We start from the raw sequence: 15,779 nt of genomic DNA on the forward strand, positions 1-15,779 counted from the left end.
GCCAGATGGCCATGCCACTGCGCCAGACCATCAAGGTCGCGACGTATCTCATGGAACAGAAACTCCGCAGGCGGGACAAGTTTCCGCTGATCGTCGAGCTCGAACCGCTCTACGCCTGCAATCTGGCATGCGAGGGGTGCGGCAAGATCCAGCACCCGGCCGGAGTGCTCAAGCAGCGCATGCCGGTGGCGCAGGCCGTGGGCGCGGTGCTCGAATCGGGCGCGCCGATGGTGTCCATCGCCGGTGGCGAGCCCCTGATGCACCCTCATATCGACGAGATCGTGCGGCAGTTGGTGGCCCGGAAGAAGTACATCTTCCTCTGCACCAACGCCATGCTGCTGCGCAAGAAGATGGACAAGTTCACGCCTTCGCCGTACTTCGCGTTCGCCGTGCACATCGACGGCCTTCGGGAGCGGCACGACGAGTCCGTCGCCAAGGAGGGGGTGTTCGACGAGGCGGTGGCGGCCATCAAGGAGGCCAAGAAGCGCGGCTTCAGGGTGACCACCAACTCGACCTTCTTCAACACCGACACCCCCCAGACGATCATCGAGGTGCTCAACTTCCTCAATGACGACCTGAAGGTGGACGAGATGATGATCTCGCCCGCGTACGCCTACGAGAAGGCGCCCGACCAGGAGCACTTCCTCGGCGTGGAGCAGACCCGCGAACTGTTCAAGAAGGCCTTCGCGGGCGGCAACCGGCTCCGCTGGCGGCTCAACCACTCCCCGCTCTTCCTGGACTTCCTGGAGGGCAAGGTCGACTTCCCCTGCACGGCGTGGGCGATCCCCAACTACTCGCTGTTCGGCTGGCAGAAGCCCTGCTACCTGATGAGCGACGGGTACGTCACGACGTACAAGGACCTGATCGAGAAGACCGACTGGGACGCCTACGGCCGCGGCAAGGACCCGCGGTGCGCCAACTGCATGGCGCACTGCGGCTACGAGCCGACGGCGGTCATGGCCACCATGGGCTCCCTCAAGGAGTCCCTGCGGGCCGCCCGTGAGACCGTCTCGGGAAACCGCGGGTGACGTCATGACCGCCATCTCCTTGGGCCTCCCCGAGGTACCGGTCCGGCCGATCGCGGAGCGCCGCGTCGCGCGGCAGATCCAGGTCGGACCGGTGGCGGTCGGGGGCGGGGCACCCGTGTCGGTGCAGTCGATGACGACGACGCGTACGTCGGACATCGGCGCCACCCTGCAGCAGATCGCCGAACTCACCGCGTCCGGCTGCGAGATCGTCCGCGTCGCCTGCCCCACGCAGGACGACGCGGACGCGCTGGCCACCATCGCGCGCAAGTCACAGATCCCGGTGATCGCGGACATCCACTTCCAGCCGAAGTACGTGTTCGCCGCGATCGAGGCGGGCTGCGCGGCGGTGCGGGTGAACCCCGGCAACATCAAGCAGTTCGACGACAAGGTGAAGGAGATCGCGCGGGCCGCGAAGGACCACGGCACGCCGATCCGGATCGGGGTCAACGCCGGTTCGCTGGACCGGCGGCTGCTCCAGAAGTACGGGAAGGCGACGCCCGAGGCGCTGGTCGAGTCGGCGCTGTGGGAGGCGTCGCTCTTCGAGGAGCACGGCTTGAGGGACATCAAGATCTCGGTCAAGCACAACGACCCGGTTGTGATGGTCAACGCCTACCGGCAGCTGGCGGCCCGGTGCGACTACCCGCTGCACCTCGGCGTGACCGAGGCGGGTCCGGCCTTCCAGGGGACCATCAAGTCGGCGGTCGCCTTCGGCGCACTGCTCAGCCAGGGCATCGGAGACACCATCCGGGTGTCCCTCAGCGCGCCGCCCGCCGAGGAGTGCAAGGTCGGCATCCAGATCCTTCAGTCGCTGGGGCTGCGGGAGCGGCGCCTTGAGATCGTGTCCTGTCCCTCCTGCGGACGGGCCCAGGTCGACGTCTACAAGCTCGCCGACGAGATCACGGCAGGTCTGGAAGGCATGGAAGTGCCCCTGCGCGTCGCGGTCATGGGCTGCGTCGTCAACGGGCCGGGAGAAGCGCGGGAGGCGGACCTGGGGGTCGCCTCCGGCAACGGCAAGGGACAGATCTTCGTCAAGGGCGAGGTCGTCAGGACGGTGCCCGAGTCGAAGATCGTGGAGACCCTCATCGACGAGGCGATGAAGATCGCCGAGCAGATGGAGGCGGACGGCGTCGCGTCAGGCGAGCCGAAGGGCACAGCGCCGGGGAAACCCTCCGTCACTGTGAGTTGACTGCAGCACGGACCGAGAGGGGGCCCGAGCGTGACGATTCTGGAGACCATCCGGGGACCACGCGACCTGAAGGCGCTGTCCGAGGCCGAGATAGACCAAGTGGCCGAAGAGATCCGGGAGTTCCTGGTGCACGCGGTCGCCAGGACCGGCGGGCATCTGGGACCCAACCTGGGAGTGGTGGAACTGTCCATCGCGCTCCACCGGGTCTTCGAGTCACCCGTCGACCGCATCCTGTGGGACACCGGCCACCAGAGCTACGTACACAAGCTCCTGACAGGGCGTCAGGACTTTTCCAAACTGCGCGGCAAGGGCGGCCTCTCCGGCTACCCGTCGCGCGAGGAGTCCGAGCACGACATCATCGAGAACAGCCACGCGTCCACCGCGCTCGGCTGGGCCGACGGGCTCGCCAAGGCCCGCCAGGTGCAGGGGGAGAAGGGACACGTCGTCGCTGTCATCGGCGACGGCGCCCTCACCGGAGGCATGGCGTGGGAGGCGCTGAACAACATCGCGGCCGCCAAGGACCGGCCGCTGATCATCGTCGTCAACGACAACGAGCGCTCGTACTCGCCGACCATCGGCGGTCTCGCGAACCACCTGGCGACCCTGCGCACGACCGACAGCTACGAGAAGGTCCTGGCCTGGGGCAAGGACGTCCTGCTGCGCACACCCGTCGTCGGCGGCACGCTCTACGAGTCGCTGCACGGCGCCAAGAAGGGGTTCAAGGACGCGTTCGCCCCACAGGGCATGTTCGAGGACCTCGGGCTGAAGTACGTCGGGCCGATCGACGGGCACGACGTGGGCGCGGTCGAGTCGGCCCTGCGGCGCGCGAAACGCTTCCACGGGCCCGTACTCATCCACTGCCTGACGGAGAAGGGGCGCGGTTACGAGCCCGCGCTCGCGCACGAGGAGGACCGCTTCCACACGGTCGGCGTGATGGACCCGCTCACCTGCGAGCCCCTCGCACCCGCCAACGGCCCTTCCTGGACCTCGGTGTTCGGCGACGAGATCGTGCGCATCGGCGAGGAGCGCGAGGACGTCGTGGCGATCACGGCGGCCATGCTGCACCCGGTGGGGCTGGCGAAGTTCGCCGAGCGGTTCCCCGGCCGGGTGTGGGACGTCGGTATCGCCGAGCAGCATGCCGCGGTGTCCGCGGCCGGGCTCGCGACCGGCGGGCTGCATCCGGTCGTCGCCGTGTACGCGACCTTCCTCAACCGTGCCTTCGACCAGCTCCTCATGGATGTCGCGCTGCACCGCTGCGGAGTGACCTTCGTGCTGGACCGCGCAGGCATAACGGGAGCTGACGGGGCGTCACACAACGGCATGTGGGACATGTCCATCCTCCAGGTCGTGCCGGGGCTCAGGATCGCCGCGCCGCGTGACGCCGACCAACTCCGTGCCCAACTGCGCGAGGCGGTCGCCGTGGACGACGCCCCCACAGTGATCCGCTTCCCGAAGGAGTCGGTGGGACCCGGGATTCCGGCGGTCGACCGGGTCGGCGGTGTCGACGTGCTGCACCGCGGCGAGCGGCCCGACGTACTTCTCGTCGCCGTGGGCGTGATGGCACCGGTGTGTCTCCACGCGGCCGATCTCCTTGAGGCCCGGGGCATCGGCTGCACGGTGGTGGACCCGCGCTGGGTCAAGCCCGTCGATCCCGCGCTGCCCGGCCTCGCCGCCGGCCACCGCATCGTCGCGGTCGTCGAGGACAACAGCCGGGCCGCCGGGGTGGGCGCGGCGATCGCGCTCGCCCTGGGGGACGCCGAAGTCGACGTGCCCGTACGGCGGTTCGGGATTCCCGAGCAGTTCCTCGCGCACGCCAAGCGGGGAGAGGTGCTGGCCGACATAGGTCTGACCCCGGTCGAGATCGCGGGCCGGATCAGCGCGAGCCTGGCAGTCCAGGAGGCCGCGCCGCCCCTGGACGCCGCCGGGGACGCCACCACGGACGTGTCCAAGGAGAAACAGGAATGACGACCAGCGAGTCCCAGGAGTTCGACCTCGGCAGTCTCCTCGCCGGGCGCGGAGCCGAGCGTTACGAGCTGCACGCGAAGTACCTGAACCACCAGTTGCCGCGCATGCTGCACACCATCGGCTTCGACAAGGTCTACGAGCGGGCCGAGGGCGCCCACTTCTGGGACGCGGACGGCAACGACTACCTGGACATGCTCGCCGGGTTCGGGGTGATGGGCCTCGGCCGCCATCACCCCGTCGTCCGCAAGGCGCTGCACGACGTCCTGGACGCCCAGCTCGCCGACCTCACCCGGTTCGACTGCCAGCCGCTGCCCGGGCTGCTGGCGGAGAAGCTGCTCGCCCACAGCCCGCACCTGGACCGGGTGTTCTTCGGCAACAGCGGTACGGAGGCTGTCGAGACCGCGCTGAAGTTCGCCCGGTACGCCACCGGGAAGCCGCGCGTGCTGTACTGCGCGCACTCCTTCCACGGCCTGACCACCGGGTCCCTGTCCGTGAACGGCGAGGACGGCTTCCGGGACGGATTCGCCCCGCTGCTGCCCGACACGGCGGTCCCGCTCGGCGATCTCGGCGCCCTGGCAGCCGAGCTGAAGAAGGGCGACGTCGCCGCACTGATCGTCGAGCCGATCCAGGGCAAGGGCGTGCACGAGTCGCCGCCCGGGTATCTGCGCGCCGCCCAGGAGCTGCTGCACAAGCACCGCGCGTTGTTGATCGCGGACGAGGTGCAGACCGGGCTCGGCAGGACCGGGGACTTCTACGCCTACCAGCACGAGGACGGGGTGGAGCCGGACCTGGTCTGCGTGGCGAAGGCACTCTCGGGCGGCTATGTGCCCGTCAGCGCGACGCTCGGCAAGGACTGGATCTTCAAGAAGGTCTACTCGTCCATGGACCGCGTCCTCGTGCACTCCGCGAGCTTCGGGTCCAACGCGCAGGCCATGGCGGCCGGCCTCGCGGTGCTGTCGGTCATGGAGAACGAGCAGATCGTGGCGAACGCCCGCGCCACGGGGGAGCAGCTGAAGTCCCGGCTCGCGGCGCTGATCGGCAAGTACGAGCTGCTGAGTGACGTACGCGGCCGCGGGCTGATGATCGGCATCGAGTTCGGCCGGCCCAACTCGCTGAAGCTGCGCGGCCGCTGGACGATGCTGCAGACCGCGCGCAAGGGACTGTTCGCGCAGATGGTGGTCGTGCCGCTGCTGCAGCGCCACCGGATCCTCACCCAGGTCTCCGGCGACCATTTGGAGGTGATCAAGCTGATCCCGCCGCTGGTGATCGGCGAGCAGGACGTGGAGCGGTTCGTCGACGCCTTCACCGCCGTGATGGACGACGCGCACAGCGGGGGCGGACTGATGTGGGACTTCGGGAAGACACTGGTCAAGCAGGCGGTTGCCAACAGGTAGGAAAACGGCTCCCCGGCTCCCCCTCAGCCTTTTGCCTCTGAGGCAATAGATTTGCCTCAGAGGCAAGCCTGCGGCCCAATGGAACACATGAACCCTGCCAAGGGTACGAGCCCTTCCGAGCCGGTAGCAGCCGAGGACCCGTTGCCCGCCGTCGCCCCCCAACTGCGTGCGCTGCGGCGCCGCGCGTCGCTCACCCTGGAGTCCGCGGCCCGGGCCGCCGGGCTGTCGCCCGCCCACCTCTCCCGGCTGGAGACCGGGCAGCGCCAGCCCTCGCTGCCGATGCTGCTCGCGCTGGCCCGGATCTACGCCACCACCGTGTCGGACCTGCTCGGTGAGACCGTCACCGAGCGGGACGCGGTCGTGCGCGGCGCCGACATGGAGCCCACCCGGGCGGGCGGCTGGACGTACTGGCAGGCCGGTGCTGCCGGTCGCGGCATGCAGGCCCTGCGTGTGCACGTCCCCTACGGGGCGCAGGGCGATATCGTGCGGGTCCACCCCGGCGAGGAGTGGCTGTACGTCCTCCAGGGGCGGCTGCGGCTGCGCCTCGGGGACACCGCACACGTCCTCGCACCCGGTGACAGCGCCCACTTCGATTCGCTGACCCCCCACCGGATCGCCGCCGCGGACCGGGACGGAGCCGAGCTCCTCTTCGTACACACCCTGCTGCAGAGCCCGACGGCCGCCCTGTGTCTCGGCCCGAATACGACCTCGTCGGCCGCCTCGACGACCTCGACGACCTCGACGACAACCTCAGGAGAAGACTCATGAAGGATCTGGAGGAGAAGTTCCCGCGCGCGCTGTGGGTGCGGCTGCTCATCTACGTGGCGGTCGGGCACGTCTTCGCCGCCTTCATCTACCTGCTGTTCACGCTCGGAGCCAAGAACCAGTAGAGGTGCTGCCACGGGTGGCGGCGCGCGGCGCGGTCGGTCGAAGGTCGGTCGAGGGTCAGTCGAGGAACCGCTCCCGCAGCCGCTCCCCTGTCTCGGGGGTCACTCCGAGCCCCCGCTCCAGGTACGCGTCGACCCCGCCCCATGTCTCCTCGATCGTCTCGAACGCCGCCGCCAGGTACTCGGCGCGTGCGTCGAAGAGCGGGCTGAGCAACTCCATCACCTCGGGCGTGTACGCCGAGGCGGCGGAGCTGCTGCGGTGGACCTTGTAGCGGCGGTGCGCCGCGTTCGATTCCAGATAGTCCGTGACGATGGCCTCGCGCTCGACCCCTATGGCGAGGAGCGTCACGGCGACGGACAGTCCGGCCCGGTCCTTGCCGGCCGCACAGTGCATCAGGGCCGGGACGCTGTCCTCGGCCAGTGCGTGCAGCACCTGGCGGTGCTCGGCTGTGCGCTCTTTGATGATCGTGCGGTAGGACACGATCATGCGGTTCGCCGCCTTGCCGTCCGCGAGCAGCCCACGCAGCTGGTCCAGGTCCCCGTCGCGGACCATCGTCCAGAACTCGGCGCCGTGGGCGGGGTCCGTCAGCGGCAGGTTCACATTGCGCGTCCCGGGGAGCTCGACGTCGGCGCCCTCCAGCTTCTGGTCCGCCGCGTTGCGGAAGTCGAAGATCGTGTGCAGGCCCAGGGAGGTGAGGAACGCGGCGTCCGACGCCGTCGCGTGCGCGAGGTGGCCGCTGCGGAACAGCCGTCCGTACGCCACCCGCCTGCCGTCCACCGTGGGCAGGCCGCCCACGTCCCGGAAGTTGCGCACTCCGGTCAGCTCGGGTTCGGTCGACGGGACCTGCTGCGTCACGGGGGCTCCTCCCATCCGCTGCCGACGCGGCTCGTCGACGAGGTGCGTGTCCGACGATACGACATCGGTTCGTGGGCCAATGAGTTGTCCACAGGCGTTGCCCGAAAGGCCCGCGGGCCCCGATGATGTTGGGGCTTGAGCGTGCCTGTTCGAATATGTGAGGGCTTGATGGTAGAGATCGGCGCAGACGGCCGTACGTGGCTTCTTTCGGGGCCCACGAGCAGTTACGGCCTGCGGCTCGGTGACGAGGACGAGCTGGTTCATCTGCACTGGGGTCCGAGGATCGCCCTCGCGGACGCCGAGGCGCTCGCCGCGGGCCCCGGTCCGGAGTACTGGGCGTTCGAGGCCACCCTGGACGGCCACGAGGAGTACCCGGTCGAGGGCGGCCCCCGCTTCGTGCGGCCCGCGCTGTCCGTGCGTACGGCCGACAGGCGCGGAACGGAATGGCGTTTCGAGGGATACGAGACCGACGGGGGCGACGGTGACGAACTGCGACTGCGGTTCTCCGACTCCGGGCTCGGCATCACGCTGCACTACCGGATGCGGGCCGACGCCGATGTCGTCGAGCGATGGGTGACCCTCGCCAACGAGGGCCCTGCCCTTGAGGTGCTGCGCGCCGACTCCGCGACCTGGACACTGCCGCTCCGTGACGGATGGCGGCTGTCCCAGCTGCACGGGCGGTGGGCGGCCGAGTCCCGCCTCGTGCGCTCCGAACTCACCTACGGCGAGAAGATCATCGGCAGCCGGCGCGGACACACCGGGCACCAGCACCTGCCCTGGGTCGCCCTGGACGCGGACGGCACGGCGACCGAGGAGCTGGGCGAGGTCTACGGGTGTGCGCTCGCCTGGTCGGGAACCTGGCGGATCGCGGTGGCGCAACTGCCGGACGCGCGCGTGCAGATCACCGGCGGAGCCGGGTACGACGACTCGGGTCTGCTGCGGCTGGAGCCGGGGGAGAGCTTCGTCACTCCCGTCTTCGCGGGGCTGTGGAGCGACGGCGGCTTCGGCGGGGCGAGCCGCGCCTGGCACGCGTACCAGCGTGCGCGGGTGATCCCGGACGCGGACCAGGACCGCCCTGTGCTCTACAACTCGTGGGAGGCCACGGAGTTCGACATCTCCGAGGAGCAGCAGCGGGCGCTGGCCCGCCGGGCCGCCGAGACGGGAGTCGAGCTGTTCGTGGTCGACGACGGCTGGTTCGGGGCGCGCACCAGCGACCGGGCCGGGCTCGGCGACTGGACGCCCAACCGGGACCGCTTCCCCGGCGGCCTCAAGCCGCTGAGCGACTACGTGCACGGGCTCGGGATGCGGTTCGGGATCTGGGTCGAGCCCGAGATGGTCAACGCGGACAGCGAGCTGTACCGCGCGCACCCGGACTGGGTGCAGTTCCAGCCAGGACGAAAGCGGACGGAGCTACGCAATCAGCTCGTTCTGAACCTCGCCCGCGAGGACGTCCAGGAGTATCTGTGGGAACAGCTCGACACGCTGCTCTCCAGTGCGCCCATCGACTACGTGAAGTGGGACTTCAACCGCTGCTTCACCGACGCGGGGTGGCCCGGCGATGCCTACCCGCAACGGCTGTGGGTGGACCATGTGCACGCCCTGTACAACCTGTTGGACCGGTTGCGGGCGGCCCACCCCGGGGTGGCCTTCGAGTCCTGCTCGGGCGGCGGCGGCCGGATCGACCTCGGGATCATGGCCCGCACGGACCAGGTGTGGACCTCGGACAACACGGACCCGCTCGACCGGCTCGCCATCCAGCACGGGTTCAGCCAGGTGCATCCCGCGCGGGCCATGGCCGCCTGGGTCACCGACAGTCCGAACGCACAGCTCAACGGGCGCGTCAGCTCACTGCGGTTCCGCTTCGTGAGCGCGATGGCCGGGGTGCTCGGAGTCGGTGGCGACCTCACCCGGTGGAGCGAGGCGGAGCTGGCCGAGGCGCGGACCTGGGTGGAGCTCTACAAGGAGATCCGGCCCGTGGTGCAGGGCGGTGACCTGTACCGGCTGCGGGCGCCGGAGGGCGGGCTGAGTGCCGTCCAGTACGTCCGCGACGGCGAGGTCGTCGTCCTCGCCTGGCTCCAGGCCCAGCACTTCGGTGAGCCGGCTGCGCCGGTGAGGCTGCGGGGCCTCGACCCGTCGGCAACGTATGAATGCCTCGAAACGGGCGAAGTTCATCGAGGTGCGGTGCTGCTGCATCACGGAGTGCGGACCGGGTTGCGCGGGGACCTCGATGCGACGGTTATCCGACTGCGCCGCATGTGACTGTTGTGTCCGTAATGGAGCCTTCGTTACAACTTGCTCTGGAGTGAGGGCTCCTGGGGCGGTGGTCCGTGAGCAGCGTCATACTCGTGACGTTCCGCTGTCGCCATGCTCATGTAAGTCCGGTTTGTTTCCAGGGAAATGACAAGTGGAGAAGATTCCTGATTAACACAGGGTGACCGGTATTTCGGTCGGGATCAAGAAAGTGGGGCACACAGGAAACCCCAAAGGTTGTTTCCGTGTCTTGGTGTCGCTTACGTTCACCTCCACTCCGGACGGACGCCCAATCCTGCCGCCGCCCGGAATCCGCACACCCACCCGTCCACGGCAGGAGCGGGGGACCCACAGGTACAACGCCTGTTCCGGTCTCCGGAACGGCTAGGGGTTAAGTCGTGTGACAGCACGGCCGGGCATCTCCAGCTCGCACCCGACAGCTCACCTCGCAGGCGCCGGAGAGGAATTCGACATGCCCGCGAAGGGTAAGCACCGCCGTCCCAAGTCCCAGCGTTTCACCCGCTCCATAGCCGTGGCCGGAACCGGGGGCGCCGCGCTCGCCCTCCCGCTGCTCGGAGCGGCCGGGGCGCACGCCGCGACTCCGCAGTCCGCCGCCGATTCCGTCGCGAGCGCCTCGAACGTCGCGAGCGAGGCCGCCGAGTCCGCTCCCGCCGCCGGGAAGCAAGCCGAGGCGAAGAAGGCCGAGGCGAAGAAGGCCGCGACCAAGACGTACGCCGTGCGTTCGGGCGACTCTCTCTCGAAGATCGCCGACACGCAGGACGTCAGCGGCGGCTGGAAGAAGCTGTACTCGGACAACCGGAAGTCGATCGGCGGTGACCCGGAGCTCATCCACCCGGGCCTGAAGCTCACCGTCAGCGGCAAGGCCGCAGCCACCCCCGGCTCCGACTCCGGCGCTTCCGCCGACTCCAGCGCCTCCAAGGCCGAGAAGTCTCCCGCGAAGAAGTCGACCACGGCGTCCAAGGCGGCGGACACCTCGACCGCCAGCGGCTTCGCGCTGCCGGTGGCGGGCGCGTCGATCGGCACCTCGTACAAGATGTCGGGCAGCATGTGGTCCAGCGGCTACCACACCGGTGTCGACTTCGTGGTTCCCACCGGCACCGCGCTCAAGTCCGTCGGCGCGGGCACGGTCGTCTCCGCCGGATGGGGCGGCGCGTACGGAAACCAGGTCGTCATCCAGCTCGCCGACGGCCACTACGCCCAGTACGCCCACCTGTCCTCCCTCTCCGTCTCGGCCGGACAGACCGTGACCGGGGGGCAGCAGGTCGGCCTCTCCGGGGCGACGGGCAACGTCACCGGCCCGCACCTGCACTTCGAGATCCGCACCACCCCGGACTACGGCTCCGACGTGGACCCACTGGCGTACCTGCGCGCCAAGGGCGTCTCCGTCTGACACCGGGCCCGCACCCGCGGGCCCTGCCGCTTCGCCCGCCTCGCTCATCTCCGAAGGCCGGACCCCGTGAACCCCGGGTCCGGCCTTCTCCCACGTCCGGGAGCTGCGACAACATCCCTGAACGAGCCCCTTATTCCGGGATTGACCAACACTTGACGAGTGGCTTTTCTCACCGCGCGTCAACCCCTTCCTACGGTCGCGTAGCTCACACCCAAGGTGAATCATGGGCCGACGTGGCAGACGATTCTAAAGACGGCAACAGTTCAGTGATCGGGTCGTACGTGGCGGTGGGGGACAGCTTCACCGAGGGCGTCGGCGACCCTGGCCCGGACGGGGCATACGTAGGCTGGGCCGACCGGTTCGCGGTATTGCTCGCGGACCGGCGGCCCGAAGGCGACTTCGACTACACCAACCTCGCGGTCCGCGGGAAGCTGCTCGACCAGATCGTCGAGCACCAGCTGCGGCGGGCCAGGGAGCTGGGGCCGGACCTGGTCTCCTTCTGCGCGGGCGGCAACGACATCATCCGGCCGGGCACCGACCCCGACGAGGTCGCGGAGCGCTACGAGCGTGCCGTCGCGGACCTCACGTCGGCCGTCGGCACGGTCCTCGTGACCACCGGCTTCGACACCCGTGGCGTACCCGTGCTCAGGCACATGCGCGGCAAGATAGCCACGTACAACCTGCATCTGCGGGCCATCGCCGACCGGTACAACTGTCCGGTGCTCGACCTGTGGTCCCTCAAGACCATCCAGGACCGGCGGGCCTGGGACGGCGACCGGCTCCATCTGTCGGCCGAGGGGCACACCCGGGTCGCCCTGCGCGCCGGGCAGGTCCTCGGCCTTGAGGTGCCCGCGGACCCGGACCAGCCCTGGCCGCCGCTGCCGCCGCGCGGCACGTCGGAGACGCGGCGGGACAACATCCTCTGGGCGCGCGAGTATCTGGTGCCCTGGATCGGGCGGCGGCTGCGCGGGGAGTCCTCCGGCGACCGGGCGGTCGCGAAGGGGCACCTTTCACCGGGCGACATCAAGACGTGGATCGAGGCGGTGGCTTGAAGGCCCGAGGCGAGTGAGGGCCCGAGGGGAGTGAGGGGGAGTGAAGGGCCGCGGGGTGGCGGTGGCGGGTGTTGTCCGACCGGCCGATGCCGGGCTTCACCGGCCGTCCCTCGCCGTCCCTCGCCGTCATTACGTCCCGGGTGAGCGTCCCACGCCGTCGCGTCCCGCGTACGTGGCCCTCAGGCGTTCGGTGTCTTCAACGCCTCGTGGTCGAGTCCCAGCTCACGGGCCAGTGCCTCGTCCACCCACTGCTGGGTGCGGGCGCGTGACACCGCACCCGGATACGCCGTCATCTGGACGGCCAGCCCGTCCAGCAGGGCGGTGAGGCGCAGCGCCGTGGCCGTCGGGTCCGGGCACGTGAACTCGTCCCCGGCCACACCCTCGGCGATCACCTCGGTCAGCGCGGCCTTCCACTGCCGGTCCAGATCGCGGGTGACGTCCCGCAGCGCGGGCTCGCGCAGTGCCACCGCCCAGCCCTCGATCCACAAGCGCCAGCCCTTGGCCGGCCCCGTCGGCGCGTACCACCGCACGGCGGCCCGCAGCCGCCGCAGTGCCGTCGTCCGGCGGCCGAGCAGCTTCCGCAGGTGGGTGAGGTCGTCCTCGGCCGCGTACGTGAACGCGGCGGCGACCAGCTTCTCCTTGGTGGAGAAGTGGTAGAGCACCAGGGCGTTGCTCACCCCGAGCGTGTTCGCCACATCGGCGATCCGCACCGCGGACACACCGCGCTCCTCGATCTGCCGGATGGCGGCCCGCAGCAAGTCCTCGCGCCGCTCCGCCACACTCAACCGCACTCTTGCCACCGGGCAACCCTATGGCCCGTCCGGGAGCGGTGCCGCCGCAGGGGTGGTTACCGGCCGTTCAGGGGCCGTCACCAGCCGTACGGCCGTGCGGCCGCACGGGGATCATCACCGGTACCAGCCGAACCGCTCCGCGATGGCCGGCAGCCGCTCCGCGACGATGGCGTGCGCGGCCGCCCGCGGCGTCGTCCCGTCGGCCTCCGCGCGCGCGAGCGTCCGGTCGATCAGGGCACGCATCGAGCGCCGCGTGTACGCGAACGCCTCGTCCCCGTCGGCACCGATGTCACCGAACAGCGTCCACCACCACCAGGCGTTGGTCCCGGAATTGACCACGACGTCCGGCAGGACGGTGACACCGCGTGCGGCGAGCAGTTCCTCCGCCTCGGGCAGGACAGGCATGTTGGCCGCCTCGACGATCCAACGGGCCGTGATCCGCCCCTGGTTGGCGCTGTCGATGGCGTAGGAGACCGCGGCCGGCACCAGCACGTCGGCACCGGTGGACAGCCAGTCGTCGCCGGGCAGTTCGCGGTCGGCGGGGCGCAGGGCCGAGCGGTCGACCGTCCCGTACGTGTCACGTGCGGCGAGCAGCGCGTCCACGTCCAGCCCCTCGGCATTGGCGATCGTGCCCTTCACGTCGGCGATCGCCACAAGGCGCAGGCCCGCGCGGACCAGGAACCGGGCCGTGGCCCCGCCCATCGTGCCCAGACCCTGCACGGCGACCCGCGTCCCGTCGTACGCCACCCCGGCCCGGTCCAGGGCCGCGAGCACCGACTCGGCCACCCCGCAGCCGCCGACCAGCTCGTCCAGGCCGATGCCGTCCACCTCTACCGCGAACGCGTCCGCCAGCCGCTGCCGTGCCGCCCCCTCGTCGTCGAGCAGTGGATACACGGCCTGGATCGACGACACGAGACCCGCCTCCGCCGCGGCCCGGTCGACGAGGTCCTGGGTGAGGCCGAGGTCCTCCCCGGTGGTCCAGTGGTTCTCGATGTAGGGGCGCATGGCGCGCAGATAGCGCACGAGCACGCCGTACGCCTCCGGGGCCTGGGGATCGCAGTCGATGCCACCCTTGGCACCGCCCAGCGGGATGTAGCGGCCCTCCGGGTTGTAGTGCAGCGCCTCCTTCATGGTCATTCCCCGGGCCAGACCCGCGACCTCGTCCAGCGTGCACCCCGCCCGCATCCGCAGTCCGCCGCTGGAGACGCCGCGCACCAGGCGGTCCACGACCAGGTGACCCTGGTGGCCGGTGACGTGGTCGGTCCAGGTGAGCGACATCAGGGGGACGCTGTCCGGGGCGGTCACATGGTCTCCTCAAGAAACTCGGGAACAGGGATCGGCTTCGGAACGTTTGACCCGCTGGGAGCCGGGCGCATGCAGTGTCCCGGTGCCGGTCCGGCACCCTCGCTACTGAATGATCGGTCAGTGTCGAAAGCGCCGAGCGTACCTGTCAACGTGCTGAACGGTGCCGAACGGACCTCCGGCGCGGTGACGTCGTACGGAGCGATCCGGACGACGCCACCCGGCCGTGTCCGGCACGGACACCGCCCCGTCACATGCCTGACCCGGCGCTGTCGGAGAGGGCGACCATAATGGAAGATCAGACCTACCCACCTGGAGGTGCCGTGACCGGCTCCCGTTCCCTGAGTTCCGGGCTCCGTGCTCTGCGCCCCGCCGCGTTCGGCGCGGATCCGAGTGGTGAGCGCATGGAGCGCATCCGCAGATCACCGAATTACGCGGACGGCGTCTTCCGCAATCCCGAGGGCGCCCCTCGTCCGGACGGAGCCATGCTCGAGTTCGGGCGCGCCTTCTTCCGTAAAGAGGAACGTGTCCGCCGGGCTCCGGCGGGCGTCGTGCCGGTGCATGCCACGACCCTCGCCGATCTCGCCTCGCCCCCGACCGACGGGCTGCGGCTGACTTGGATGGGCCACTCCAGTGTGCTCGCCGAGATCGACGGGCACCGGGTGCTCTTCGACCCCGTCTGGGGCGAGAGGTGCTCCCCGTTCGCCTTCGCCGGGCCCAAGCGGCTGCACCCCGCGCCCCTGCCGCTGGCGGCGCTCGGCCCGGTCGACGTGGTCGTCATCTCCCACGACCACTACGACCACCTCGACCTGCCCACGATCAAGGCGCTGGCCACTACGGACACGGTGTTCGCGGTGCCCCTCGGGGTCGGCGCCCACCTGGAGCACTGGGGCGTCCCGGCGGACCGGCTGCGCGAGCTGGACTGGCACGAGACGACGAAGGTCGGCGGCATCTCCCTGACGGCCACACCGGCCCGTCACTTCTGCGGCCGCGGCCTGCGCAACACGCAGCACACCCTCTGGGCCTCCTGGGCGGTGGCGGGCGACGAACACCGGATCTACCACAGCGGCGACACCGGGTACTTCGCCGGCTTCAAGGACATCGGCGCCGCGTACGGTCCCTTCGACGCCACGATGATCCAGATCGGCGCGTACAGCGAGTTCTGGCCCGACATCCACATGACGCCCGAGGAGGGTATGCGCGCCCACCTCGACCTCCAGGGCGGCCGGCCCTCCGGTGTGATGCTGCCGATCCACTGGGCCACGTTCAACCTCTCGACGCACCCCTGGGCCGAGCCGGGCGAGGGCACCATCGACGCCGCCCGCGCGGTCGGCGCCCGGATCGCGCTGCCCCGTCCCGGCCAACCCTTCGAACCCACGACCGAGACCGTTCCGTCCGAGCCATGGTGGCGTGGTGTGGCCCTGGCGCCGCAGGGCGGCTGGCCCGCCGTCGAGGAGACGGTCCGTGACACACCGCGTGACAAGGCGGAGGTCACCGGGGACAAGGCGGAGGGCACCGGGAACCCGGAATCGGTCCCCACCGGGTGACGTGGACGTGCCCGAAGGCGGTCGGCGAGGGCCGAGGAGCAAACTGCTCCTCGGCCCTCCGCCGTTTTTCGCTGACCGCTTCTGACCAGGTGTGATCGGTTCAATGGGCC

Annotated in this window: 13 protein-coding genes and 1 riboswitch; of the genes, 10 read left to right on the forward strand and 3 right to left on the reverse strand. The window is 69.9% G+C overall.

All coding sequences use genetic code 11. From position 1 onward, the window contains the following. Positions 1–5 precede the first annotated feature (5 nt). The 6 genes from hpnH to AB0D14_RS14270 all read left to right on the forward strand — a co-directional run bounded on the left by hpnH (position 6) and on the right by AB0D14_RS14270 (position 6,463). A complete protein-coding gene (gene hpnH / locus AB0D14_RS14245) occupies positions 6–1,028 on the forward strand; it encodes an adenosyl-hopene transferase HpnH (RefSeq protein ID WP_362778300.1) in 1,023 nt (340 codons plus the stop codon). Between the two features lie 4 nt (positions 1,029–1,032). After that, on the forward strand, positions 1,033–2,214 hold the full coding sequence (gene ispG, locus AB0D14_RS14250) for a flavodoxin-dependent (E)-4-hydroxy-3-methylbut-2-enyl-diphosphate synthase (protein WP_362778302.1): 1,182 nt from the start codon (positions 1,033–1,035) through the stop codon (positions 2,212–2,214). A 30-nt stretch (positions 2,215–2,244) separates the two neighbouring features. Beyond that, on the forward strand, positions 2,245–4,179 hold the full coding sequence (gene dxs / locus AB0D14_RS14255) for a 1-deoxy-D-xylulose-5-phosphate synthase (protein WP_362778304.1): 1,935 nt from the start codon (positions 2,245–2,247) through the stop codon (positions 4,177–4,179). Further along, the gene (locus AB0D14_RS14260; RefSeq protein WP_362778306.1) at positions 4,176–5,573 is read left to right on the forward strand and encodes an aspartate aminotransferase family protein; all 1,398 of its coding nucleotides are present in this window, start codon (positions 4,176–4,178) and stop codon (positions 5,571–5,573) included. Before dxs ends, AB0D14_RS14260 begins: the two co-directional genes overlap by 4 nt. A gap of 87 nt (positions 5,574–5,660) precedes the next feature. Next, on the forward strand, positions 5,661–6,341 hold the full coding sequence (locus AB0D14_RS14265; RefSeq protein WP_362778308.1) for an XRE family transcriptional regulator: 681 nt from the start codon (positions 5,661–5,663) through the stop codon (positions 6,339–6,341). After that, positions 6,338–6,463, forward strand: a complete 126-nt coding sequence (locus AB0D14_RS14270; protein WP_362778311.1) for a DUF6126 family protein — start codon at positions 6,338–6,340, stop codon at positions 6,461–6,463. The genes AB0D14_RS14265 and AB0D14_RS14270 overlap by 4 nt, the downstream gene beginning before the upstream one ends. Before the next feature lie 55 nt (positions 6,464–6,518). Here AB0D14_RS14270 and AB0D14_RS14275 read toward each other — a convergent pair whose 3' ends face one another. Continuing rightward, a complete protein-coding gene (locus AB0D14_RS14275; RefSeq protein ID WP_362778313.1) occupies positions 6,519–7,316 on the reverse strand; it encodes a tyrosine-protein phosphatase in 798 nt (265 codons plus the stop codon). Positions 7,317–7,484: 168 nt separating this feature from the next. Here AB0D14_RS14275 and AB0D14_RS14280 point away from each other — a divergent pair, with 168 nt between their 5' ends. The 3 genes from AB0D14_RS14280 to AB0D14_RS14290 all read left to right on the forward strand — a co-directional run bounded on the left by AB0D14_RS14280 (position 7,485) and on the right by AB0D14_RS14290 (position 12,029). Continuing rightward, positions 7,485–9,575, forward strand: a complete 2,091-nt coding sequence (locus AB0D14_RS14280; protein WP_362778314.1) for an alpha-galactosidase — start codon at positions 7,485–7,487, stop codon at positions 9,573–9,575. Between the two features lie 302 nt (positions 9,576–9,877). After that, a riboswitch (cyclic di-AMP (ydaO/yuaA leader) is annotated at positions 9,878–10,034 on the forward strand. 4 nt (positions 10,035–10,038) lie between these two features. Then, positions 10,039–10,977, forward strand: coding sequence for a LysM peptidoglycan-binding domain-containing M23 family metallopeptidase (locus tag AB0D14_RS14285; RefSeq protein ID WP_362778316.1), 939 nt, complete (start codon positions 10,039–10,041; stop codon positions 10,975–10,977). A gap of 266 nt (positions 10,978–11,243) precedes the next feature. Further along, positions 11,244–12,029, forward strand: a complete 786-nt coding sequence (locus AB0D14_RS14290; RefSeq protein WP_362778576.1) for an SGNH/GDSL hydrolase family protein — start codon at positions 11,244–11,246, stop codon at positions 12,027–12,029. Between the two features lie 179 nt (positions 12,030–12,208). Here AB0D14_RS14290 and AB0D14_RS14295 read toward each other — a convergent pair whose 3' ends face one another. Together AB0D14_RS14295 and AB0D14_RS14300 are read right to left on the reverse strand one after the other, a co-directional pair. Continuing rightward, positions 12,209–12,829, reverse strand: a complete 621-nt coding sequence (locus AB0D14_RS14295) for a TetR family transcriptional regulator C-terminal domain-containing protein (protein WP_362778318.1) — start codon at positions 12,827–12,829, stop codon at positions 12,209–12,211. A gap of 105 nt (positions 12,830–12,934) precedes the next feature. After that, entirely contained in the window at positions 12,935–14,098 is a 1,164-nt protein-coding gene (locus tag AB0D14_RS14300) for a Glu/Leu/Phe/Val dehydrogenase dimerization domain-containing protein (RefSeq protein ID WP_362778578.1), read from the reverse strand. Between the two features lie 347 nt (positions 14,099–14,445). Here AB0D14_RS14300 and AB0D14_RS14305 point away from each other — a divergent pair, with 347 nt between their 5' ends. After that, on the forward strand, positions 14,446–15,669 hold the full coding sequence (locus AB0D14_RS14305; RefSeq protein ID WP_362778320.1) for an MBL fold metallo-hydrolase: 1,224 nt from the start codon (positions 14,446–14,448) through the stop codon (positions 15,667–15,669). The last annotated feature ends 110 nt before the right edge of the window (positions 15,670–15,779 follow it).

Origin of the sequence: Streptomyces sp. NPDC048484 (assembly GCF_040651415.1) — a bacterium.
Taxonomy (GTDB): domain Bacteria; phylum Actinomycetota; class Actinomycetes; order Streptomycetales; family Streptomycetaceae; genus Streptomyces.